Origin of the sequence: Paenibacillus segetis (assembly GCF_014639155.1) — a bacterium.
GTDB classification, from domain to species: domain Bacteria; phylum Bacillota; class Bacilli; order Paenibacillales; family Paenibacillaceae; genus Fontibacillus; species Fontibacillus segetis.
On sequence record NZ_BMFT01000002.1, the window covers coordinates 286048 to 311538 of the forward strand.

Genomic DNA, 25491 nt, shown 5'->3' on the forward strand with positions numbered 1-25491 from the left:
GTTATGTGGTCCCCATTCTCGAAACAACAATTTAATATATGGCATACAGGTTAAAATCATCATTTCCAACGTATAATACGCCATCATGTAATGTAGGGGAGGAGAATATGTTGCCTCCTGTTTCGAGTTTCCACTTTTCTGAACCCGTTTCAGCATCGATAGCATAAATGAACCCTCGATCATCCGCATAACTATTACCCGATGCACAATAGACAGTAGTGCCGTCCGTTACAGGTGAGGAGTGAACCGCTCCAGAGGTTGGAAAGGACCATTTGGTTTCCCCGCTAGAAGCGTTTAGTGCAAAAAGCTGATGCTGGTCGGAGCTTCCAGAAAAGATCGTACCGTCATGAATCGCTGGTGAAGAAAGGGAATAGCTTATAGATCCGTTAGTCCATAGGGGTTTGCCAGTTTTGATATCTAATGCTTGAAACGCACGATTTCTCATTCCAAAATAGATGGCTTGGTCATCTACCGTTGGAGAAGAGTCTACAGCCTGCATTAAATTAGAAGCCCAAATTTGCTTGCCCGTCAGAGCATCCAGCGCAATGACATTACCTGGCTCGGTTTGCATTTCATAAATGATGCCAGATAGTCCAATATAGACGATTCCTTTATCAATGACTGGTGAGGAGTGTAAAGTGACAGGGTAATCTTTAAAGTTCTCTGCATTCTGAAAATGCAGGTTCTGCTTCCATTTTACGTCCCCTTTTACTGCATCCAGGGCATAGAAAATACCGTCTCCACCGCCAAAATAAACGATTTTCTGGTCTACAACCGGCGATGACTGCCAGTAATCGTAAGGGTCCCTAGCTTCATTTGTTCCGGTTGTCACAAAGCTCCATAGCAATTCCCCACTTTGGGCTTTTAAGGCGTAAAAGGTACCATCCCCGCTTAAGAAGTACAAGATCCCGTTCATAATTGCAGGCGATGATATAATCACCCCCTTGGTTGCAAACTTCCAATTGAGCGTACCTGTCTCGGCATTAACGGCATAAAAGTACTGATCCTCACTGCCAAAGTAGACGGCATCATTGTAAAAGGCAGGGGATGATCGGATGCGACCTTCAGTTGGGAATTTCCACTTAACCCCATGGAGCTCAGTGGGGCCAGATGTGTCCAACAATCCAGTATGCTTCGGATCACCCCGAAACATGACAAGATCATTTGAGCTCGAGCTTGATTTTGAAGAGCATCCGACTACTCCTAAGCTGATGATGAGTAGTAAACAACATGTGATCAGCGTTATCTTTTTTTGCAAATCGATGACCCCTTCCTTAAATTTTAAATAGAGTATACCTGATACAAATATATAGAAGACGGGACAGGACAAATCTGTCCTCGACAATAGGCAATGTTTACCTGTATGTTAATGGAAATAATAATAGGGAGGCCGCTGATGAAACATACGAAGTTTGGGGATTGCTTGAACGAGCTGTTGCAACTGAGAGGGTGGTCGGCTGCACGACTAGCCAAATCGCTTAATATAGATTCTTCGTATGTTCGCAGGTGGGTTAGAGGGGAAAGAACTCCCTCTTTGAACTCCAATTACATCATCCAAATTGCCGAGGTCTTAAATGAGGGATTGGATAAAGAGTATAAAAAGGTGACAAAGGACGTTTTTCTTAAAGGAATACAAGACCTCGTGGGCAGTGGGGATGTGCGTAATACAGAAGCAAGTGCCGCCGAGAATCAATCCGTCTTCGAGCAATTGGTTCACATCCTGCAGCAATCACAAATCCATTCTTTAACTCTAGATCATGAGGCTAGAAAGACCCATAAACCAATCGATCGTCAAACCTATGTTATGGATTTATTGGACAACGCACAGTGGCACACAACAAGCACTACTCCTTCAAATCAAGAAGCATTGGCAGTCTTTATGGGCAGTCAAATTCCCAAAGCGATTCAGGGGAAGAAAGAGGTATTAACAGCAGCTATATCTATGATAAGGGAAGCTATAGCTGATAAAGAGTTCATAGGGAATCGCGAAATCTTTCTTACTTTTCAGAGTGAGAAGGAATATTTTGATGACTATCCGGAGATCTATACCCATTGGCAAAATACAATTATTGAAGCTTTGAGCTTGGGCTGGAATATGAAGCAAATTTGTAAATTGAATAAAAATATTGAGCGCTCACTTCGTCTGGTTCATCAAATTATGGATTGGACTAATTATCAGGGAACATACGGGTTATTCTACTTCAATAAATACGGCATATATAATCCGCCATTCGAAATATTTTTGGTCAGAGGAAAAGGGGCATTATTATGCTTCGCCACAGACAATCACAATGAGATTGACGCCGCACTATACATAAATGAACTTGAGTCAGTGCAGGTAATCGAGAAATTCGCAAAGCAAATGTTTTATGATGTCGAGCCCTTAGTGAGGAAACTGGATCGGGAGGCATATTTTGAGCTGAACTCAGCTAAAGACAGGAAGTCGGGGAATCACTTGATTTGCTATCATGATTTGAGTTTTTTAACAGTGCCGTTTGAAACGATGAGGAAGTATGTAGAGGTATCCATTCCGAATGAAGCTGAGAATAAAGTACATATGAAAAGGATTGAGGCAAGCTACAAGTCTTTTTATCGTGACATTCAAAAATATAAAATAGTTCATATTTACCCTATGAGGATTTTTGAATATGCAGTAAAAACGGGGCAGTACCCCAAAAATGCTTACTTTAGACCGATAGCGGGGGATATAACACACCACATCAAACATATCATATGGCTTCTGAAAACCTATGAAGGCTTTGAAATCGCTTTGGTTAGCGATAATCAGATAGAATTGCTGAATCAAGCCGAGTGGGAAATCAAAGGTGATCATACCATTATGATAGGTGTCATGCCGAAGAATGAAAATGATACGAACGTAGAATTGCTTACGATAGCGGAGGGAACGATCGTGGGTGCTTTCCAAGAATATTTTTGGGACCTCTGGGATCGAATTAATCCGATCCACCGCGATAAAGCCAGTGTAATATCCTGGCTGGAACAGTTGATTTAGTCCCAAACCCCTCGTGCTTACGAGGGGGTGATCATTTGCTGCTTCACTAATTCTTTATTGCGCTTTGTGAATAGCTCGTTATGAGATGAGACCATGGCAATTTTGTCAGCGTCAGGTTGGACAAATTGTTTGGCCTTATTGACGGCATTTGCCGCATCCTGGAAGGCACCTGCGATCAAATTTAATTTCCCTTCATGCATGAGAATATCTCCTGCGGCGTAAATTCCCTCTATGGACGATTCGCTATTCGCATTACCCGCAATATAGTGATCCTCGGCCATAGTTAGGTTCACCTCACTTTGCTTAAGCAAAGTTGAATCGCGCTCATACCCATGATTGATAATTACTTCATCGATATCCACATACGAGATTTCTCCTGTTACATGATTAGTTAACTCAACACGCTCGATGAATTCATGCGTATCACAAGCAATGAGCTTAGTGATTGAACTATTTAAGAAGCATTCTGCCGAACTGTTCATCAATTGAGTTACTTGTGATTCATGCCCCGTTAAAGCCTCTTTCCTATACGTTAAATACACCTTTTTGGCGATAGGCTCTAATTCATTGGCCCAGTCTATGGCAGAGTTTCCTCCACCTGAAATGATCACGGACTTGTCTTTGAAATGGTTAAATGACTTCACGGTATAATTTAAATTAGATACTTCAAACCGCTCCGCACCCTCAATTTCGAGTTTCTGAGGATTCAATATTCCACTGCCTACAGCTACAATGACTGTCTTCGAAAAATGCTTTTGCCCTGAGGAACCTAACAATACAAAGATCCCGTCCTCATTACGTGTGATCGACTCTACTTTTTCATTCAATACGACCTCGGGGTTAAACGTTAACCCCTGTTCAACAAGCTGTTCAATTAACTTTGCCCCCGTAATCGGAGACAACCCTCCTACGTCCCATATCATTTTTTCTGGGTACACATGAATTTTTCCACCTAATTGGGGTTGATACTCAATCAGCTTTGTTCTCATTTCTCTTAGCCCACTATAAAAAGAAGAGTAAAGACCTGCAGGTCCCCCTCCAATCACCGTTACATCAAACAAGTCCATCTGTTCCATTTCAGAGCACTCCTCATCAGTTCGTTATCAATGATTATCATTCTCATTTAAAATATACACGCATAAATTCTGGATTACAAGATAAAAAGGCTGTTGACACGAGAAAATAATTTCGCTATATTTATCGATATTGATAATCATTATCAATTAAATTTTAATTATTCTTTTCAGATGGAGGGCATCTAATGACTCGCCTATATACAGATGAGTTGAGCATTGGTTATGGTGAACGCTTAATTGTAAAAAATCTAAGTGTGACTATTCCAGATAAAAAAATCACAACGATTATCGGTTCAAATGGATGTGGTAAATCTACTTTATTAAAAGCGATCACTAGGATTATCTCACACCAATCGGGAGAAGTTGTGCTTGATGGAGGAGATATCTCTAAGATAAGTACCAAGATCCTGGCAAGAAAAATGGCGATTCTCCCACAAACACCCGAAAGTACAACGGGACTAACTGTTGGTGAGCTCGTATCTTATGGTCGTTTTCCCTATCAAAAGGGCTTCGGACGTCTAACCAAGCGAGATTATGAGGTCATTGACTGGGCACTTGAAGTTACAGGAACAAAGGATTTTAAATATCGCTCTGTAGACTCATTATCCGGTGGGCAACGACAGCGTGTGTGGATTGCTATGGCTCTAGCTCAAGAAACGGAGATCATTTTCCTGGACGAACCTACGACTTATTTAGATATGGCACACCAACTAGAGGTTCTAGAGCTGTTGCAAAAACTCAATATCGAACAAGAGCGCACGATTGTTATGGTCCTTCATGATTTGAACCAAGCTGCTCGTTTTGCAGACTATATTGTTGCTCTTAAAGATGGAGAAGTCGTGAAAGCTGGCACCTGTGAAGAAGTTATCACTCGTGATGTACTTAAAAAGGTGTTCCATATCGATGCTGAAATCGGCCGGGATCCTCGAACAAATAAACCAATGTGCATTACCTATAACTTATTAAAAGGAGATCATACGCATGAAAAAGCTATTCATCCCATTTATGCTACTGTTAGTGCTAGTGGTTAGTGCTTGTAGTAGTAATACAGCAAAACCAGAGGGCAATAAGGACAATAACGCTCCAACTGCTACTGAGAATAACACGGCATCAGGAACCATCACCTACCAATCGGAGAATGGCCCAATTGAAGTGCCCGCTAATCCACAGCGAGTTGTCGTACTATCATCTTATGCTGGCAATGTAATGTCGTTGGGCGTTAATCTTGTTGGTGTAGATTCATGGTCAAAAATGAATCCACGATTCGAAGACAAGCTGAAGGATGCGGTAGAAGTCTCCGATGAGAGTTTAGAGAAAATCATTGAATTAAACCCTGATTTAATCATTGGTCTATCGACAATCAATAACGTTGATAAATTAAGTAAGATAGCCCCAACTGTAACGTTTACTTATGGAAAGGTCGATTATCTAACACAGCATTTAGAGATTGGGAAGCTTTTAAATAAGGAAAAAGAAGCCCAAGTCTGGATTGATGATTTCAAGAAACGTGCACAAGCAGCAGGGGAAGAAATTAAAGCGAAGATTGGTGCAGACGCAACGGTATCAGTCATTGAAAATTTCGACAAGCAGATCTACGTTTTCGGCGATAACTGGGGCCGTGGTACAGAAATTCTGTACCAGGAAATGAAATTAAATATGCCTGATAAAGTGAAAGAGATGGCTTTAAAAGATGGCTACTATGCATTATCGTTGGAAGTTTTGCCGGAGTACTCTGGGGACTACGTGATTTTTAGTAAAAACTCAGATACGGATAATTCATTCCAAGAAACAGATACCTATAAGAACATTCCAGCTGTAAAAAATAATCACTTATTCGAGGTCAATGCGAAAGAGTTCTACTTTAATGACCCCGTATCACTAGATTTCCAACTAGAATTCTTTATCAAAAGCTTTCTTGGAAAGTAATTCGGAGCTCTAGCTCACATAATTTCTAAGAGGGATTCTTAACCTAAGAATTCCTCTTCCTTTATTCTATAACAGAAAAGATGAGTGATGAATGACTACTGAAAAGCAAAGTATCATCCCATTTACATATAAATTTATTGCAGGAATCATTGCGTTGGTTGGCATGTTTGTTATTGCCATGGTATTTGGAGCAGCCGACACCACGATCCATGATGTATGGCTAGCGCTCACTTCTCATGCCACAGGGGACAAACTATCGATCCTCCGTGAAATTCGTTTACCACGTGAAATTGCGGCGATTTTTGTGGGGGCTGCCTTAGCCGTATCTGGTGCAATCATGCAAGGAATGACAAGGAATCCACTTGCGGATCCTGGTTTGCTTGGATTATCTGCAGGGGCTAATGCGGCACTAGCTATCACGCTGGCACTACTGCCTTCGGTCAATTATCTTGGCATTATGGTGGCTTGTTTTATTGGAGCCGCTCTCGGAACAGTCATGGTATTCGGTATTGGAGCCATGAAAAAAGGGGGATTCTCTCCTCTGCGTATAGTACTTGCTGGTTCAGCGGTCTCCGCATTTCTGTACGCTATCGCGGAAGGGGTGGGCATCTATTTTAAAATCTCTAAAGACGTTTCGATGTGGACAGCAGGTGGGATTATTGGAACTTCATGGAGCCAGTTACAAATCATTGTTCCGTTTATCTCGTTAGGCATCCTTATTGCACTATTCCTCTCAAGACAGCTAACCATTCTTAGTTTAAGTGAAGAGGTTGCTGTTGGATTAGGTCAAAAGACGACGCAAGTCAAAGTCATCCTATACATCGTTATCATTCTGCTCGCAGGGGCATCCGTTGCGCTTGTTGGGAATATGGCATTCATTGGTCTCATGGTCCCACATATTATTCGTGCGATCGTGGGGACCGATTATCGTTTTATCATCCCGATGTCTGCCATTTCGGGTGCTACATTTATGCTGTTTGCAGATACACTAGGTCGTACTATTAATTCGCCCTATGAAACACCTGTAGCCGCTATTGTTGCGATGATGGGTTTACCTTTCTTCCTGTTCATCGTGCGTAAAGGGGGCAAAGCATTCTCATGATTCATCCCGCATTAATTAGAAAACAACGAATCATTGTGATTACGCTGTTAGCGCTCATTGTTATTTCAATCATTGTTGCAACTGGACTAGGATACTCATCACTATCTTATAATCGATTGATTCCAACCCTTCTAGGTCATGGGACATTCAAAGAGGAATTTGTGCTATTTTCCGTTCGATTACCGAGGATTATTATTACCTTATTAGCAGGGATGGCACTTGCACTATCGGGTGCTATTTTGCAAGGCGTTACACGAAATGATCTAGCAGATCCAGGCATTATAGGTATCAACTCTGGTGCTGGTGTTGCTATTGCAGCTTTCTTTTTGTTCTTTCCGATCAAAGCGGGCTCATTTGTGTATTTGCTTCCGCTGGTTGCTTTTGTTGGTGCTCTTCTTACTGCATGCATCATATATGTGTTGTCGTATAACAAAAATGTAGGCCTGCAGCCAGTAAGATTAGTGCTTATTGGGATTGGATTTTCCATGGCATTATCTGGGGTCATGATTGTACTGATCTCATCAGCTGAACGTGCAAAAGTGGATTTCATCGCTAAATGGTTGGCGGGGAATATCTGGGGATCAGACTGGCCTTTTATCTGGGCTATCCTTCCGTGGCTAGTGATTCTCATTCCTTTTGCTCTGTACAAAGCAAATCGATTGAATCTTCTAGGGCTAAGTGAGCCGGTCGCCATCGGTGTCGGTGTATCTATTGAAAAAGAACGTATCGTACTGCTACTAACTGCGGTGGCACTAGCCGCTTCTGCGGTTTCCGTCACAGGGGGAATTGCCTTTGTCGGACTGATGGCTCCGCATATCGCCAAAGCCTTAGTAGGACCACGAAATCAAATGTTCATCCCGGTTGCTATTCTGATTGGCGGTTGGCTACTATTATTTGCCGACACCATAGGGCGTAACATCGTAGAACCCGATGGAATCCCAGCGGGTATCATGGTCGCCATCATCGGCGCTCCATATTTTATGTACTTATTAATGAAAAAGTAGGGACAAGGGGACAGGCACCTTGTCCCTTTTTTTGTCCCCTTGTCACTAACTGATCACATGCCCAGTTCCGCTTTTTTTCTCGTAAAAGAGTTGGCGATCCCGATTGAATATACAACGTACAACGTGTATCGCAAACACCAGATCAAGAACGAACAGGATAAATGCAAACAAAACTAGCATAAGCCCATGAAAATAGGCGGTGTTCACGCTAATTAATAGCACATTGAGTCCTCCGACAAATAGATAGAGGAGTCCATACCTGATAACAAGCTCACGCAACATCAGACGCTCTTTTTTTCCCTTGAGCCGAATCCGCACAACCCATTTTCCAAAGGTACGACCATTTGTGATATATGGGATAACTAGAAAGTACAAGATCATCACTGTGACATAAGAATACTGAAATCCTAAGACTACAAGTACCGTTAGAACAGGTAGAATGATTAGCCAATCTAATAGGAGAGCGATCCCTCTACGAGTATAAGTTACTCTTTTTTTCGATAAATCCACATGTTCATCTAGCTTATCTATTCGGGGGATTAGAGGAAGGCGTGATGCCCACTCAGCGGCAATAAATCCAACCATACCTCCAACCGTATTCGTCATCAGATCATCGACATCGAACAACCGATAAGGATAATCGTAGATCCCGTAAATGCCAGTTACCTGCGTAATTTCAAAGAACAGAGTCAAACAAAACGTAAGGACGAGACATTTTACCCAGCCGACCCGGAAATAATAGCGCAAGAAAACCCCAAACGGAACTGTAATCAGAACATTAAATAGAACCTGCAGAAAGGCCCGTTCCTTAAACAAATGTAAGTAAGTAGCAGGGACACCCGGGTTAACTTGTGTTTCTCGCATAATATCCTGAATAAAATGGAACGGAATCCATTGCATGTAGGAAGATACATTAGGTGGTGCGTTATGTATTGAAGGTGGTAGTGGGAGAATAATTAAATAGAAGGCATTCATCATATATAAAAGAAACAGATATAGAATAAAAGCCCGATACTTGTGAATATAGCCATGTTTTCGATATTGAACGATTAAGAACGGTAACGTAAACAATAAAGCGGCGATCGGAAAAGTTAGAAACGCATAGGAGATCGGGAATAAATAAAAGTTAAGCATCATAACACCTGCCAATGATGAGTCTTTGAAATCTATTTGCTATCATGTACATATTGTATTTTTAGTATACCATAGTGACATTTTGGGACAGGAACCTTGTCCCACTTGTCACCTTAAAGGAAGTGGGACAAAGAACCTGTCCCTCTGTCCTTAGCAAGGGTACAAACGTTTTTGTTGGCTTTGTTCTGCAAGTAAATTCGTCATCCATTGTTGAATTTCTCTGGTTTGCGGTGTGGCGAATGAGGGATATGCCAGGTTACGAGTTTCTAAAGGATCATCGGATAAATTATAGAGTTCATATTCTTCTTGTACAGGTTGTGTTTTTACTGTTTCGATCCACTGGGAGCACTGTCCATCAGAACTGTCCCCAACAGGTTGCACCCTGACATCTTCCTTGCCCGGTTGACTCCAGAATTGATCATTATCAAAATAACGCGCCAATTTCCACAGCTCTTTATTGCCATTTCGCTTTAATGTCGTGATCACGGACTCGATGTGGTTAGGTTGAATTACCGATGGGTATGACTCCCCAAGCGGGTTGACTTGGTGTTGCCCTCGGGTAACGTCGTCATCGGACATAAAATAGATCGGTTGATCCGCTATAGCAGCATGGTCCTGTTCTAAGATCAATGGCGTAAGATCCTGCCCCACAAAAGGCCGAACTTCACTGAAGCTGTTGCGCAAATGGTTCTGAATCTCTTCTACGTTTGCACCAGCTAAGCCAAGCATGGTAGGCAGAAGATCTAAATGGCTAGTCAGTGCGTGAGTATTCTGATGCTGCGGAAAAAGATGCTTATTATGAATGAGGAAAGGAACGTGCACAACCTCTTCATAGGCACAGTACCATTTTTGATGAAGATTGCCGTGAGCGCCCAATAGGTCCCCATGATCAGATGTGAAAATAACTATTGTATTGTCATAAAAAGAGGAGCGAGTAAGAGCTTCGAATACCTTATGCATTTGCATATCGGCGTTTTTCTGTAGCTGATAGTAAAGCCTACGATAAAAAGATTGATCGATAATAGGCTGCAAGGCCCGGGGATAGATATCTCGATAGCTGGCCTGACAGCGTGGTTTCGTGACCAGAGATTCGTGTAATGTTGGTGGAGGAGCGACTTCGGGTACATCAGGTCCTACATTGAACTTAAAATTAGGCAATCGCGCGGTAAGCGCGCCATACAAGACAATGTCATGTGGGTTCACAAAGGATGCTACCACTAGCCAAGGAGCGGTATTATTGTTCTGATCTTGCTGAATCTGACGGTCCAGGGATTCGATCAGTTCAACGACCTCTGCGGCATAAACTTCATCTCGGCCACTTAATCCAATCGTAGCGGAGGAACCAGAATTGCGAGGGTTTTTACCGTGCGGCTCAGGACCAATCCATTGACTAAAACCGAAGTTATCTAAACGGTCCGCTTGAGCATATAAATGTTCCTGCCCGATGTCAGGTACACCTGTCACTGGATTATAGCTAGGGATCCCCATATGTGTGCCGGGAATAACAATATCCTCGTAGGAGATATGCCATTTTCCTTTATAGTAGGTCTGGTATCCGGCCGCACGAAAATAATCGCCCATTGTAGGCACGGTATTTCGATCCAGCCAAAACATATCGGAATCAAAGGTTTCCTTTGCGATTCCGTTCGTCTGAGTGACCCCGTGAAGTGAAGTATATTGGCCGGTGAACATGGTTGCTCGGCTAGGCGCGCATGCATAACTTCCAATATAATGCCGGTGGAATTCCAGCGAGTTTGATCTCAAAAGTTCGTGAGTCACGAGATTATGCCTGCGCCATTCTGTTATTTCCGGGTTTTCATAAAGGGTTGGGTACCGTTCCTCATCCACGACGAGTACAAGAAAATTAGGTTTATCCAGCTGACGAGGAAGGGGAGAAGCATGATCCATGGCATACACATCCTAAGTTAAGTATTTACCTTAGATTATGATGCGTAGCTATAAATCAGAAGGGTCTAGGAGGGGGGAGGATAGGGGACGAATTCCCCTGTCCCTACAATGAGAAATAGAATTCTATTTCTCCATGATGGATGGTAAAGCCGAAGATGGAAGCATGCTTCTGCAAAATGGCTCTGACAATGGACAGGCCGAGGCCCGTTCCGCTGAGCTGTTTATTTCGGGAACTCTCCAACACGTAAAACGGCTCCCAGATGTTATCCCACTGCACCTGCGGTTGCCCCTCATGTTCCTCGATTCCATTTGAAATCGTGAAGAATAGAGTATGGCCATCTTCTTCCTTGTTGGCAACGGTAATATGAATACGTCCATTCGTTGTATACTTCACCGCATTAGAAATCAGATTGTTCAGGACCATCTCAATCTTCTGTTCATCTGCCACAACCCGTGAATTTATAAGTAAGCTGTCATCCACAGAAATCTCAATGTTCTGCTGCTGAGTAGAAATGCGATACTTCTGTAAGGTCCTCGCGAACAACAGCTTGAAGTCAAAAGTACTCATCTCATATTGATCCGTTTGTAATCTGGATAGGTTCAATAGCTTACTAACCAACCTCGAAATATCATCGGTTTGCTGCTGGATCACATCAATATAAGTACCATCGTCCATACCATCTTTTATCCCTGCAGAGTAGGCCTTGATCAAGGATAGAGGGGTCTTCAGCTCATGCGATATATCAGCGATAAAATTCCGCAAGTTTTCATTTTTAACTTCTAACTCTTGCTGCGCATGTTCTAGCTTATCACTCATTTGATTAATGCTCTTTGCTAAAACCTCAATTTCATCCCCCGTTTGAACTTGAACTTTAGTAAAAGATAACTTCGAGATTTCCTCAGCTGCTGTCTGTATTTTAGCTAATGGCTTTACGATGCGCCTTGTAAACAGCCCGGACAACATGATCAATAACAACAACTCTCCAACATAAATATATATATTAAATCGATTAACGATCCTCAGCGTATCCGTTGAATGTGAGATCGATTCACCAATGACAAAGATTTTGTTATCTTTCTTTAAAAAAGAAACGAGAAAGCTCGATTTCAACTTTTCCTGGTTATAGATTTTTCGAACGATCTTATTCTCGCTCAGCTTTGCAATACTCTCTTCTGTGATCCAGAACTTGCTCAGCGTAATCCCTTTTCTACTCAAGCTATCTTTGATCAACTCATTTAGGCTATCAACATTTTTCGTTAATGTCGTATAGACAATGGTTACACTATGCTCGTTCTCAAGGACTTCCACATCTCGTAGTAACTGATTCGTATCCATCGTCTCGATCTGTCCTGTTAGAGCTGCCAGTGATTGCTTTTTCTGATACAAAAGATATTTTGGTAAGAAAAAAGTGTTCATGACCAAAGAAAAAATAACGACAACACAAAACACCAGTACAATCCGCGTAATTAGTTTTTGGTTTAACTTATTCATGGGTCTCGTCCAAACTGTAACCCATACCTCGATGTGTTTTTATCACATGATCACCGATTTTCGCCCTTAGTCTGCGGATATGCGTATCGACCGTTCGTTCCTCGCCAAAATAATCGAATCCCCATACTTGATCTAGCAAAGCCTTTCTTGAGATGATAACCCCTCTATTTTCAATAAAATAGCGCATTAAATGAAACTCTTTATTCGTGGCCTGCACGTCTTTTTCATTTCTGAAAATCTTGTGCCCAGTCATATCTACTTTTAGATCACCTATATAAATGAGACTATCCATTTGCAGCATTTTTTTCGACCGCACAATCAATATCCGAGGGTCAAAAGGCTTACTCATATATTCATCCGCACCTGATTGTAATGCGATTAATTCATCCTCAGCTTCGCCTTTTGCCGTTAATAACAACACCTTTGTCTTGCTCTGTTTCTTGATCTCGGTACAGACTTCTATCCCATTCACTTTAGGCATCATCCAGTCGAGAACCGCTAAATCAATTTTATGATTGTAGAAAATATGCAGCGCTTCTTCACCATCATGTGCCTGATAGGTCGTAAAGCCTTCTTTTTCAAAATACGCATTTAATATCTTGAGCATATAGGGCTCGTCATCGGCGATTAATATATTCATACAGGCTCCTTCTAACCCCTTTTAACCTAATGGATATGGACTTTAATAGAATTGCCATCTACAGCTGTTCTTAACTCAGTCTCATGACCACTAGCCTTGAGGACAATCATAAGGTCCATATGTTACACCAATATGGCAAACGGAACAGAGAGCAACGTTGGGTGGGACAGGGGGTGTGGGAACAAGGGAACAGGCACCTTGTCCCACAAAACAAAAAGACACCGCAACATGATTGTCGCGGTGTCTTCGGGATAGCAGGTGAGACAAAAAACATGTCCCCCTGTCTTACTTATTCTTCTTCCATGAACCAGAGGATATCGTCGCAATCTTCATCCCCGTTATAGTTGATGAGAATTTCATCGCCTGCTTGGATGTCTGTATAGGCATAGAAGTCAAAAGTGTGTTGATCAAAGTTAATCTCATATGTGGCATTTGGCGTATAGGAGTGGTTAAACAAACTGCCATATCCTAAAAGAACAGCTGTGTGATTAGCACCATATTGGTACACGTAATCTGCTAGTATTGTCTTCTCTATGAATTCATGGTCCTCATTTGGATAAGGAATAACAGGTGCTTCATGGATAAGTTCACCTTTTTTTATATCCCGTGTCGCAAATACGCCTCTATTGAATTCGCCATTGCTAAGTTTAGAAGTTTTAATCTCAATCATTACTTGTCACCTACGAGTTCTTTAGATTATGAAGTTCTCCCGAGTACTTGAGAACGCTTGGAAAGATTCATCTTACCCCACCGCTGAAAAAACAGCAATAAAATTCATTCTTTCATTTTTTACAGGAAACGTTAGAAGTATGCCGCCGTCTAATAAAAAAATTCCGTTTCGTCTTTTATTTAGAGGGAATCGGGTGCACGCACTCGAAATGATTAGAATAATATTTGGGGCTATTGAAACGGATTGAGGTGCACGATGAGAAGCGGTCGAATAAAGGCATTACTCGTTTTGCTGATTTTTTTAATCGTGATGGGCTGTACTAATAATCCTACCCTAGAACAAGAGAATGCTCAATTATCGAGCGATAAGAGTCATCTCTTATTCAGCTATAAGAATCCGAAAGAAATGTTAAATCCACCGGTGTTGGGCGTGTATGATTTGGAGACGGAACAAACTATAGATATACCGATCACGAACGATTACGGGAGGCAGATGAACTCTTTTTACTGGGTAAATGATCTGTTGATTTTAGTTGAGGGTCATGTGAATCCATCGGTGACAGGGTATGTTTTATACGATGGAATAACGGGAAAAGAGATCAATTATTGTGGGGGAAAGTTGTATCAGGTCTTGTCTGATGGGAAAACGATGCTGTTTCAATTGACGCCCCATGGGTCCGGCGCAGAAACCAGAGCTAATTTAGCTGTAATGACTGAAGATCATACTATAAAGGATTTATTCCTAAGCGATATAGAAGACGAAGAAATCATTGATGCACAAATATCAGACGATCTTTCTACTATGGCGACTTGGACTCACAATCGGAGTGACAATACATCACAATTATCAGTGGCTAAGTTAAATATAGTCAATTGGACGTTGGGAACCTCGACGATCTATTCGGTGGATCCAAGCTTCCGAGGGAAAATTAAGTACGATGACATGAATCAGATCGTGGAGCCAATGAGCTAGAAGGACTCCAGCTGGTTAGAACTTTGGGTGGCTTTCCAATCGGTTCGCAGTAGGGTCAGGGGACAGGTTTCTTGTCCCTCTTTGTCATGTCCGTTTATGTCATGGTTCATCTTATCCTAGCGGTAACGCAAGATACTTCTTCCTTTTAGCAACTAATAGACTATAATGAAATGACGGAATATATTTCCAATTTGCTAAACCTAACTGGGAGGGGAAATGGTGGGCTCCAATCAATCCGTAACGTCAGTTGAAGTAAAGTATCAAACGAAGCAGGGACTTGCTAAATGGGTAAAATGGGTGATCATACCTATACTTATTGTAGGGTCGATACTTCTCGGTTTTATGCAAATTAAGGCGCCTCAACCAGCCGATTTGAATGCGCCGCTGGATTCATTTTCTGCGCTGCGCGCAATGGAAAAGTTGAAGGTTATCGCCAAAGAACCACATCCGATGGATACATTAGCGCATGATTTGGTACGTGATTATCTTTTGTTAGAATTAAAAGGACTTGGGCTAAGTCCAGAAATCCAGAAAACTTATGTCACTTCAGAACTGAATAGCGGACAATCAGCGACAGTTGAGAATATCATTGCACGAATTCCAGGGAGAGATAATAGTAAGGCAATTATGATTGCTGCGCATTATGATTCTTTGCCCAGAGGTCCTGGAGCTGCAGATGATGGTGCAGGTATAGCAGCAATATTGGAGTCGGTGCGCGCGATCCAAGTATCAGGCCAATTGAAGAATGACCTAATAGTACTTATGACAGATGGCGAGGAAATGGGTCTGCTTGGAGCAAAGGCCTTTATGGATGAACATCCATGGGCCAAAGATGTAGGATTGGTTCTTAATTTTGAATCTCGGGGGAATAAAGGTCCGTCATTTATGTTCGAGACAAGCGATCAGAACGGCTGGATTGTTAACGAATTCATCAAAGCGGCGCCACAGCCCGTGGCTTATTCGCTTATTTATAATGTGTATAAGCTAATGCCAAATGATACTGATTTGACGGTGTTCCGACAAGGTGGTCTTGATGGGTTGAATTTCGCCTTTGGAATGGGGGTAAATGCCTATCATGATTCGATAGACACTCCGGAAAATTTGGATAAATCAAGCCTGCAACATCACGGAGAATATATGCTGAGCTTAGCTCGCCATTTTGGGAATTTGGATTTAAATGAAGTGAAGCAAGAGAACCGGGTATATTTTAACGTTGTTGGTTGGCATATGGTTAGTTATCCGGAGTCTTGGGCGTTATGGTTCACACTAGCAGGCACCCTTCTATTTGTTGTTACCATATGGCATGGAATGTACCGACGGCGGATGAGCTTTGGCGGTATGGCGGGAGGATTTCTATTATCATTGGTTAGTTTAGGGGCGGTCTTCGGTGCAATTACCCTAATATGGAACAAACTGCGCACCACCGTATCGGATCAACAATATGAAGCGATGATTTTAGATCCCGATGTAAGTATTTACTATGTTCTGGGTTTGTTGTTCCTTACGATTGTCATTGTCTTCTTGCTCATAAAATGGGGCTCTCGATATGTTCGCGCGGAGAATCTTTGGATAGGAGCACTATTCCTTTGGCTCTTACTATGTATAGGAACGACGTTCTATCTACCAGGTGGAAGTTATTTATTCATTTGGCCGTTCATTTGTAGCCTCATAGGATTAAATGTCTCCCTTCAAATGCGCAAAGGTGAATGGATATGGGTATCTGTATTATTCGCAGTACCGGGATTTGTGTTGATCACACCTATTTTCTACCTCGTGTATGTCATGATGACCCTGCATATGGCAGGGCCGTTGTTAACGGTGAGTGCACTGGCATTATCTTTGATCTTCCCAATGGTTTGCACACCTAGGGACAGGGGAACAGGTTCAGGTTACTTGTCCCAGTAGTTGAGGGGATGATTAAAAGAGTAGCGGTAATACGGGGGACGAAGAAGGGATAGAAAATGGGACAGATAACCTGTATTAATTAGCGCTCCAAATGGTGACTATGCATGTTTTGCTGGAATGTGGTTTGTAGCATTCTGATTTAGGTTATGATACAGTCAGTTATAATGAAATATGGAAAAAACAATAAACTGCATTTTAATTTTAAATTCAGCATGAAGTTCATAAGCATGAAGTACCGTCATAGGCATAACGCCTTATATTGACGGTACCTTTTTTATTGGGATGAAAATAGAAAATAGCGTATTCCTAGGATATGCCTTAGGTGGCGTGGCGTGGGTAATATTACTAGGGGGCTAGTATATATACACTTGATATACTAGAAGATAGATTATTGTGAGGATTTGTTAAAGGAGTAGAGGCATGAGAACAGCTAAGCAGACAATATTCAGAGAATATCTTACTCGCATGTTCATCGTACTGCTAACACTGATAGTTGCTGCAGGCTGCGGAGATTTTGGAGTAAAAGACGATTCTACTAAGGATCTGAACGATAAAAATGAAGCAAATCAGCCCATTACACGTTATACAGGTGAGATGAGCAAGGCTATTTCGATGGTATACACCACCAAGAGGCAGCTGGCATTAACCTTTAATGGGATGGGCGATGCAGACACGATGAAACAAATATTAGATCAACTAGATACTTATCAAATACAAGCTACCTTTTTTCTACCGGGAATGAGAGTTGCAGAAGAACCTGATATCGCTAGAGAGATTCTGGATCGTGGCCATGAGATTGAGAATAACACGTTGAGCAGGCTTGATATGAGCAAGCTCAGTTATGATCAAATTTATAGAGAAATTGAGCTCAGTAACGGGGTGATCACGAAGGAAACGGGCGTGACTCCTAAATATGTGAGAACCAAATCGGGAGATTACAGTGATGATGTTCGCCTTGCGGCGGCGCACAATGGGCAAGAGGCTGTCATTTCATATAGCCTATTTCTTCACAACTGGCAGAATGAAACGGAGCAGCAGAAGAAAAATTACGTACGTAAATATATCAACCGTGGCGGAATTATTACGCTGGATACGGAGGAGAACAAGCATATTGTGGAGGTGATCCCACTCCTTGCCGAGGCCGCTGCTGATGTAGGCTATGAGTTTGTTCCACTAGATAAGCTAGTGAAACAGGGCGGTGAGAGAAAGCCTTTAGAAGCAATAGCGGGCTATGATGCAGCCCGAATTAACCCGGATAACCAAGCGAAGTATGACCTTATTTATAAGGAAGAAACGGCAAAAAAACAGGTCGTACTCACCTTTGATGATTGGGGTACGGATTATACGATAACGAAAATCTTAGATATTTTGGACAAATATCAGATCAAGGCTTCTTTCTTCCTGCGTGCAGATGGAGTAGAGAAGAATCCTAATCTAGCAAGAGCTATTGCTGAAGCTGGGCACGATGTGGGTAATCATACGTATAGCCACCCTGTGTTATCAACGATAACAGCAGCCCAGATTCAAGAGGAAGTTGTGAAGGCGCATCAGGTGATTACGGAGGCCATTCAGGAGAAACCGGCAATGCTATTTAGACCTCCAACCGGTAACATTAGTGATTCGGAGGCAGCTATTATAGCTGCAACGGGTTATAAGACAATTGTAAATTATGACGTTGATCCTACAGATTGGGATAAGCAAATGACGGCAGATGATATTGTAAATGATATTGTCCAACAAACCCAAACCGGCAGTAATATTCTGCTTCATATGTTGGATGATATTCATACGATTGAGGCATTACCGAGGGTAATTGAAACCTTGGAGCGTAATGGGTTTACCTTTGTGAAAATGACAGATTTAATCGGCAAAAAATCATAGAAGACGGGGTAGAACGGTATGGGCACGCAGTCAGAATTGTATGATCGCATCATCAATAAGCAAGCATCTATGGCCGTCATTGGCCTCGGATATGTGGGTCTCCCCATAGCCGTTGCTTTTTCGAAAAAGATTAACGTAATTGGGTTTGATGTGAATGAACAGAAGATTCGTGGATATCGCAGTGGCGTTGATGCAACAAATGAGGTGGGAGACGGAGAAATTCAAAGCTGCTCTGTAAGCTTTACTTCCAATATGGAGCAACTGGATGGAGTGGAATTCTTCATTATTGCGGTCCCTACGCCCGTTCAAAGTGGGAATGTACCGGATCTGAAATATGTGAAACATGCCAGTCAAATGGTCGGCAAGAAACTGACAAAGGGTGCAATCGTTGTATATGAATCAACGGTTTATCCAGGGGTAACAGAGGAAGTATGTATTCCCATTCTAGAGAGAGAATCAGGCCTACGTTGTGGTGAGGACTTCAAGGTCGGGTATTCACCTGAACGGATTAATCCGGGAGATACGGTGCATCGGCTGGAGAATATCATTAAGATCGTGTCTGGCATCGATGAAGATGCACTGAACACGATTGCGAGTGTATACGAGCTAATTATCGAAGCTGGAGTATACCGTGCAGAGAGTATTCAAGTTGCTGAGGCAGCTAAAGTGATCGAGAATGCCCAACGAGATATTAACATTGCCTTTATGAATGAGCTATCTATGTTATTTCATCAGATGGGAATCGATACGAAAGAGGTACTTCAGGCTGCGGGAACCAAGTGGAACTTCCTTCACTTTTCACCGGGGCTTGTAGGAGGTCACTGCATTGGTATTGATCCCTATTATTTGACGTATAAAGCGGAGGACACAGGATATCATTCTAAGATTATTCTTGCTGGTCGCCATATTAATGATGGAATGGGTAAGTATATTGCTCAGGAAATGATCAAAATATTCGTTCGTCTCAAGCTAGATTTAAGCCATGCGAGGATTGGATTGCTTGGTTTGTCTTATAAAGAGGATTGTGCAGATATTCGTAATTCGAAGGTGATCGATATTATCGAGGAGCTTCAGGAATATGAGATTCATCCTATTTTGGTGGATCCTTTGGTTGATCCTTTGGTTGATCAACGGGAGGTCTATTCAGAATATGGGCTTGAATTGTCTGATCCATCGGATCTACATGATTTGAACGTGCTGGTTGTTGCTGTCCCACATGAATCATTTACTCAAATGACCTTCCAAGATATTGATCAAATGTACAGTAAACGTGGACCAAAGGTGTTGGTCGATATCAAGGGATGTTATAACAAAGCCAACTTTGAGAGCCAGGGGTATTATTACTGGCGGCTATAATAGATAGATTGGAGAATTCCAGCTGTGAGAAGGCAGAAGAAAAGGATTGAAGAGGTACTAACTACTCCGCAGTCAGACAGACGTACCTTGTCGAATGTTCCTGATCCCGAGCACATACGGGTAACAACTGATCGTAGAGGAATGCAGGATGCCATCAAGAATGGTGCAGAGCTAGATCCTGAATATATAGGCAAATTGCGGTTGCTTAGTTTGAGATATACGGCGGATTTTGAGGTACTCATTGTTGCGAGGGGCCAGCATAAAAAGACGGGCATTAAAGCACGTGCCGTAGATATCTCCTCGACAGGCATTTTGCTTGAATTTCCGGATCAGTCAGGTGACTTCCAAGTAGGAGAAACCTGGTCGCTACAATTTGATATTCCGCCGGGTACGATGCCGGAGGGTTTTGAGTCGAGGGTCAAGACAGATGCCGTTACCATCCGCTTATTTAAGCGCGAGGTAGAGCAGCAAGAGAAACAAATGGTTGCGTTCGAATTTGTACAACCGCTGACGGATTATTTTCAGAAGAAAAGATGGGGGTATTCGGTTTATACAGCCAGTGGCTTGCTGTTTGTAGCGGTACTCTTAATTATGCTTATGCGCGCAGAGAGCGTTATCTATTTTAAATATAATTTGGTCCTTTATTTATATAGCCTCACAGCCGCAGCCTTTTTGCTCACTCGCTATTTATTTGGGGCGTTATACCGGGATGTACCAGTTAATCCCGACTATACTCCGGGCGTATCGATTATTATTCCTTGTTTCAATGAGGAGAAGTGGATTCATCGCACGATCTTAAGCTGTATGAATCAGGATTATCCTGTCGATAAGCTGGAGGTTATCGTGGTAGATGACCGTTCGACAGACAGTTCTGTAGAGCAGATACAACAAACCATCGATAGGATCAATCGTGAAGCAGAGCGTTATTTGACTAAAGAACGTCTGAAAATGCATGTCTTGGAAGAGAACGGAGGCAAACGGGTAGCCTTGGTCAAGGGTGTTGAGATGGCTAAGCATGATCTAGTTGTGTTTGTAGATTCTGATAGCTTTTTGGATCCTCAGGCGATTAAGCATCTCGTTCAACCTTTTCAGGACCCCCGCATGGGTGGTGTTGCCGGGCGCACGGATGTAGAGAATAAGTATACTAACTCGGTGACGAAACTTCAGACCGTTAGATACTATATCGCTTTTCGGATCATGAAAGCTGCAGAATCATGGTTTGATAGTGTAACCTGCTTGTCAGGACCGCTATCCTGCTATCGGAAGGAATTGATAGAACAGCATTCCGAGGCTTGGTTGAATCAGAAGTTTCTGGGACAGCCAGCTACCTTTGGTGATGACCGGAGCATGACGAATTTTATATTGAAAACGCATCGTACAGGCTATCAGGACCTAGCGATCTGCTCGACAATTGTTCCTTCGGATATGGGGGTTTTCCTCAAACAACAAATGAGATGGAAACGTTCCTGGCTGCGGGAATCGCTACGTGCGGGGGGCTTCATTTGGCGTAAAGAACCCTTTATGGCATTGTTCTTCTATATCGGGCTGATTGTGCCCATCGCTGCACCTGTCATTGTCCTATACAATTTGGTCTATGTTCCGCTAGTCTATCATGTCTTTCCAGGGACATTCCTGATGGGGTTACTGCTGATGGCGATGCTTATGAGCTTGGCACATCTACTGCTACGGAAAAGCAAATTATGGATTTTTGGATTCGTATTCTGTCTTTTCTATGAATTTGTGTTGTTATGGCAAATGCCTGTCGCCTGGGTCACCTTCTGGAAATCGACTTGGGGGACGAGGGAGACGCCTCAGGATATTGAAGCTCGAAATAAAAAAGAAGCAAGAAAGAACAAGAATAAGAAGAATAAAAAAATCGGACTACCCTTCTAAGTCCATGAATTTATATAGTGAGGATGGCAGACATGGTTAAAAGAAAGCGGAATTCTGCCCTGGATTATCGCCGCAAAGATCGCATGAAGATGATAAAGACTATTCTACAAGCTGCGATTTTGCTAACGCTTATCATCGTTTTATTTCGAGTCATTGTTAATGTAGAGCACTATAAGGAGCCAGATAAATCGGCGTGGACCAATCATGACGGATTTATTGCCTTGTCTTATTTTGGTGTAGACCGTTCGGGATCTTCGAAGCTAGTGGCCAAGAAGCAATTGGATCAGCAACTCAAAGTACTACATGATCAAGGTTATATTACGATATCACAACAGGATGTGATCGACTTCTATCTGAAGGGACAAGCTTTGCCTGAGAAAGCTTTGTTTCTGTCTTTTGAAGACGGACGTAACGACTCTAGCTTATTTGCCCAGCCACTTCTGGAGGAATATAATTTCAAGGCAACCTTTCTCTCTTATGCTAATAAAATGGGGAATAGTGATCGAAAATTTCTACAACCTAAAGATATGCTGAAGATGATGAAGACGGGTTATTGGGAGCTTGGCTCCAATGGATATCGTCTGAGTTACATTAATATTTTTGATAAAGCGGGCAATTATGTTGGGGCAAAGACGGAGAACCAGTTACGTGATAAAAGGAATGTGGAGTATTACAATCATTATTTAATGGATTTCATTCGTGATGAGCATATGATTCCGCTGGAAAATCGTCAAGAGATGGAATCCCGGATCAATGAAGACTACAAGCTAATGGAAGATGTTTATACGGATACACTGGGTTTTGTGCCGGATGTGTATATGATCATGCATGCCAATGCCCTTCATGAAGGAATGAACCGGTTAGTATCGGATGCCAACGAGGCCAATATTCAGCGTTTATTCAAAATGCATTTTAACCGTGAAGGTAACATGTATAATGATCGGGAGCAGAGCTTGTATGATCTGACTCGTGTCCAACCAGAGCCTTACTGGTATACAAATCATCTGCTAATGAAGATGAAGAAGGACAGTGAACAGGATGTGCAGTTTATTCGTGGGAATGAGACTCACGCAAAGAAGTGGACAGAGCTCAGTGGTGCCGCTGAATTTAATGATAACCGAATTGCATTAACCTCTCCGCCTGGTGAGGAAGGGAAGATCTATTTGAACGGCAGTGATCAAGGAGAAGATATCAAGCTAACCACGAAGCTTACTGGCAATGTAGTTGGTAAGCAGAGTATCTATCTTCGTTATGATCAGAAGAAGGATGCATATATTCGTGTTACGCTTGATAATAACGTCATTTATGTGGACCAGAAGAAACCGGGTCTTGCCGTCGAACAGTTATTTACTCACACGCTGGATCCGGTACAATGGAATGCGGAAGATCTTTCCCTAGATAAGGCTACGGTATATTCGCAGACTCAGATCTCGGATGATGTTTCATCTTCGGAGGAAGAATATCCAGTCAACATCAGGAACACTCGAAGTCTAGAGATTATAGTTCAAGGGGATCGGCTTGATGTGAGCGTTGATAAACAAGTGCTGTTGAATCAACAAATTATAGATAGCTCGGTAATAAAGGGTGGAGTGGCTCTTGGATCACAGTTCCATGAGCAGAACACGAAAGATGATATCTATGATGGTGTGTTCGATGATTTGAGAATAGAGTCACTGCAAGCTCAAGGTCCATCTTCAGTGTTGTTCAACAGTAAACCTACGGGTCTGAAACGGATCATATCCCACATACAAAAAGCAGTGTCTACTTCCATCGATTGGGCAATTGACACCTTTTAATAAGTTGATTTCGATGAATAATTTCACTATTACCATAATGTTTCTCCTGTTAATTGGTTGACAGTAACTTGCTTGTCATGTAACATGTCATTTGGTTAACAAGTGGAAAGAAAATCGCAATTGTTCGTATAACCTCGCAGCTGGGCAGAGCAGAATAGGGCGAGGGTTTCTACAGGAAGCCTTATCTTCCTAACTACGATAATGAGGATGGAGTCATTTATCCTTATTACGCAGTTAGGATTTTTTGCGTTTTTTAGACCTAATTGAGGAGATATTAAAGAGAATACTAAGGGGGATACCATCATATGAAATATTTATTATCGGTTTTGATTGGCGCTATTAGCTATGGCGTATTATCGACCATCGTTGTACTTGCCTACGGAGAAGGATATCAACTAGGCGAAGTGGTGGGTACACAGCTCTTAACGGGTTGTATTTTGGCCTGGATATTGGCCTGGTATACAAAGCAGCGTGAACAGCGTAAGGCAATGAAAGATAACGTTATATCAGCAAATGGGGGTAAGATATCGCCCAAGCTGACTTGGAAGCACAGATTACTGTTGATGTTGGCTGGAACACCGACCGCTATCACAGGTCTGCTCTATTATCAATCGCTTCGCTATATCCCAGCTTCACTGGCGATCATCTTATTATTCCAGTTCACGTGGATGAGTGTACTTATTCAAGCCGTAAGCAAACGCCAAAGACCCAATGGGGTCATGCTCTTTACCTTGGTATTATTGTTCGGAGGAACTATACTGGCAGCGGGAATTATAGAGCAAGGCGGTACGGAGTATCAGATGATTGGTATTGTGCTTGGACTACTCGCCGCTGTGAGTTATACATTGTTCATTCAAGTTAGCGGCAGAGCTGTATCGTGGGTGCACCCTGCTTATCGTAGTGCTTGGATGATTACAGGTGGTCTAATTCTTGTCTTTATTTTGTTCCCACCTTACTTCTTGTTTAATGGTTTGTTATGGGGACAATTATTATTATTCGGATTCTTACTGGGCTTGTTTGGCGCATTTATTCCCCCTGTATTATTTGCAGTTGGGGTGCCGCATATTGGAGAAAGTATGGCGGGCATTCTTGGAGCCGCCGAGTTACCGGTTGCCGTTCTGTTATCCTCAATTGTTCTGCATGAACACGTGAGTATGCTGCAGTGGGCAGGAGTTGTTATCGTTTTGCTTGGGATTATGTTCCCAGAACTTTATAAGCTGAAAAAGGGTACCGTAAGGCGGGCAGCTACCTGATATTAGCGATCAGGATGATGGGATCGATCCCGTATGGTCTTGCCCCACGATTTGTGATAATGTATGTAGAGTTAGATAGAAAAAGGAAGTGAGCTATAATGATCAATATAACGATTCCAACACCGGATGTGACCATTACAAAGCAGGTTAATCCTGAGCTTAGTCATATTTACGGATTTACCGATTTTCACCTGATCACGAGAGAACAGGGTGGAATATTTATGTTTTACAACGACAAGGACGAATTATTGTTCGTTGGTAAAGCACGAAAATTAAGACCGCGCATTAAGAAGCATTTTGAGGATTCCGTATCGGTCATGAAACAGCATCGTGATGAAGTAACGAAAATTGAAGTTTGTATTGTTGAGGATCCCGTGGATAGAGAAATTTATGAAACGTACATCATCAATGAATTCAAGGCCAAATACAATGTGGACAAGGTGTTCTACAAGTAAATATATTTGATAAGC

At 42.3% G+C, this 25491-nt stretch carries 20 protein-coding genes and 1 riboswitch; of the genes, 13 read left to right on the forward strand and 7 right to left on the reverse strand.

What is annotated here, in order from left to right; all coding sequences use genetic code 11:
- Positions 1 to 31 precede the first annotated feature (31 nt).
- Positions 32 to 1258 carry an outer membrane protein assembly factor BamB family protein gene (locus IEW05_RS17490; protein ID WP_188541140.1) on the reverse strand — a complete coding sequence of 409 codons (1227 nt, stop codon included), beginning with the start codon at positions 1256 to 1258 and terminating at the stop codon, positions 32 to 34.
- Positions 1259 to 1396: 138 nt separating this feature from the next.
- Between IEW05_RS17490 and IEW05_RS17495 the strand changes: the two genes are divergently transcribed.
- Positions 1397 to 3013, forward strand: coding sequence for a helix-turn-helix domain-containing protein (locus tag IEW05_RS17495; RefSeq protein ID WP_188541141.1), 1617 nt, complete (start codon positions 1397 to 1399; stop codon positions 3011 to 3013).
- A 17-nt stretch (positions 3014 to 3030) separates the two neighbouring features.
- Here the strand turns inward: IEW05_RS17495 and IEW05_RS17500 are convergent, their stop codons facing one another.
- Positions 3031 to 4089, reverse strand: a complete 1059-nt coding sequence (locus tag IEW05_RS17500; RefSeq protein ID WP_188541142.1) for an NAD(P)/FAD-dependent oxidoreductase — start codon at positions 4087 to 4089, stop codon at positions 3031 to 3033.
- A 185-nt stretch (positions 4090 to 4274) separates the two neighbouring features.
- On the opposite strand from IEW05_RS17500, the gene IEW05_RS17505 reads away from it, so the two are divergent.
- From IEW05_RS17505 to IEW05_RS17520, 4 genes are all read left to right on the forward strand, one after another.
- On the forward strand, positions 4275 to 5120 hold the full coding sequence (locus IEW05_RS17505) for an ABC transporter ATP-binding protein (protein WP_188541143.1): 846 nt from the start codon (positions 4275 to 4277) through the stop codon (positions 5118 to 5120).
- Positions 5071 to 6015 carry an iron-hydroxamate ABC transporter substrate-binding protein gene (locus IEW05_RS17510; protein ID WP_188541144.1) on the forward strand — a complete coding sequence of 315 codons (945 nt, stop codon included), beginning with the start codon at positions 5071 to 5073 and terminating at the stop codon, positions 6013 to 6015. Before IEW05_RS17505 ends, IEW05_RS17510 begins: the two co-directional genes overlap by 50 nt.
- A gap of 91 nt (positions 6016 to 6106) precedes the next feature.
- Complete coding sequence (locus IEW05_RS17515) at positions 6107 to 7117, forward strand: FecCD family ABC transporter permease (protein WP_188541145.1); 1011 nt, start codon at positions 6107 to 6109, stop codon at positions 7115 to 7117.
- Positions 7114 to 8121: a FecCD family ABC transporter permease gene (locus tag IEW05_RS17520; protein WP_188541146.1), complete on the forward strand. Its 1008-nt coding sequence runs from the start codon at positions 7114 to 7116 to the stop codon at positions 8119 to 8121. The genes IEW05_RS17515 and IEW05_RS17520 overlap by 4 nt, the downstream gene beginning before the upstream one ends.
- 45 nt (positions 8122 to 8166) lie before the next feature.
- Here the strand turns inward: IEW05_RS17520 and IEW05_RS17525 are convergent, their stop codons facing one another.
- From IEW05_RS17525 to IEW05_RS17545, 5 genes are all read right to left on the reverse strand, one after another.
- Positions 8167 to 9255 carry a VanZ family protein gene (locus tag IEW05_RS17525; RefSeq protein WP_188541475.1) on the reverse strand — a complete coding sequence of 363 codons (1089 nt, stop codon included), beginning with the start codon at positions 9253 to 9255 and terminating at the stop codon, positions 8167 to 8169.
- Between the two features lie 150 nt (positions 9256 to 9405).
- Positions 9406 to 11163, reverse strand: a complete 1758-nt coding sequence (locus tag IEW05_RS17530) for a sulfatase family protein (protein WP_188541147.1) — start codon at positions 11161 to 11163, stop codon at positions 9406 to 9408.
- Positions 11164 to 11266: 103 nt separating this feature from the next.
- The gene (locus tag IEW05_RS17535; RefSeq protein ID WP_188541148.1) at positions 11267 to 12655 is read right to left on the reverse strand and encodes a sensor histidine kinase; all 1389 of its coding nucleotides are present in this window, start codon (positions 12653 to 12655) and stop codon (positions 11267 to 11269) included.
- On the reverse strand, positions 12648 to 13295 hold the full coding sequence (locus IEW05_RS17540) for a response regulator transcription factor (RefSeq protein WP_188541149.1): 648 nt from the start codon (positions 13293 to 13295) through the stop codon (positions 12648 to 12650). Before IEW05_RS17540 ends, IEW05_RS17535 begins: the two co-directional genes overlap by 8 nt.
- 289 nt (positions 13296 to 13584) lie before the next feature.
- Entirely contained in the window at positions 13585 to 13965 is a 381-nt protein-coding gene (locus tag IEW05_RS17545; protein WP_188541150.1) for an SET domain-containing protein, read from the reverse strand.
- Between the two features lie 255 nt (positions 13966 to 14220).
- Here IEW05_RS17545 and IEW05_RS17550 point away from each other — a divergent pair, with 255 nt between their 5' ends.
- From IEW05_RS17550 to IEW05_RS17585, 8 genes are all read left to right on the forward strand, one after another.
- On the forward strand, positions 14221 to 14937 hold the full coding sequence (locus tag IEW05_RS17550) for a hypothetical protein (protein WP_188541151.1): 717 nt from the start codon (positions 14221 to 14223) through the stop codon (positions 14935 to 14937).
- 216 nt (positions 14938 to 15153) lie between these two features.
- Positions 15154 to 16842 carry a M20/M25/M40 family metallo-hydrolase gene (locus IEW05_RS17555; RefSeq protein ID WP_188541152.1) on the forward strand — a complete coding sequence of 563 codons (1689 nt, stop codon included), beginning with the start codon at positions 15154 to 15156 and terminating at the stop codon, positions 16840 to 16842.
- 420 nt (positions 16843 to 17262) lie between these two features.
- Positions 17263 to 18723 (forward strand): polysaccharide deacetylase family protein, encoded by a 1461-nt coding sequence (locus IEW05_RS17560; protein ID WP_229753470.1) that lies wholly within the window; start codon positions 17263 to 17265, stop codon positions 18721 to 18723.
- An 18-nt stretch (positions 18724 to 18741) separates the two neighbouring features.
- Complete coding sequence (locus IEW05_RS17565) at positions 18742 to 20079, forward strand: nucleotide sugar dehydrogenase (RefSeq protein WP_188541153.1); 1338 nt, start codon at positions 18742 to 18744, stop codon at positions 20077 to 20079.
- Between the two features lie 24 nt (positions 20080 to 20103).
- A complete protein-coding gene (locus tag IEW05_RS17570) occupies positions 20104 to 21972 on the forward strand; it encodes a glycosyltransferase family 2 protein (protein ID WP_188541154.1) in 1869 nt (622 codons plus the stop codon).
- Positions 21973 to 22004: 32 nt separating this feature from the next.
- Entirely contained in the window at positions 22005 to 23768 is a 1764-nt protein-coding gene (locus tag IEW05_RS17575; protein ID WP_188541155.1) for a polysaccharide deacetylase family protein, read from the forward strand.
- A gap of 104 nt (positions 23769 to 23872) precedes the next feature.
- Positions 23873 to 23984, forward strand: a riboswitch (purine riboswitch).
- A gap of 89 nt (positions 23985 to 24073) precedes the next feature.
- Positions 24074 to 25021 carry an EamA family transporter gene (locus tag IEW05_RS17580; RefSeq protein ID WP_188541156.1) on the forward strand — a complete coding sequence of 316 codons (948 nt, stop codon included), beginning with the start codon at positions 24074 to 24076 and terminating at the stop codon, positions 25019 to 25021.
- Between the two features lie 98 nt (positions 25022 to 25119).
- Positions 25120 to 25476, forward strand: a complete 357-nt coding sequence (locus IEW05_RS17585; RefSeq protein ID WP_188541157.1) for a nucleotide excision repair endonuclease — start codon at positions 25120 to 25122, stop codon at positions 25474 to 25476.
- Positions 25477 to 25491: the final 15 nt, after the last annotated feature.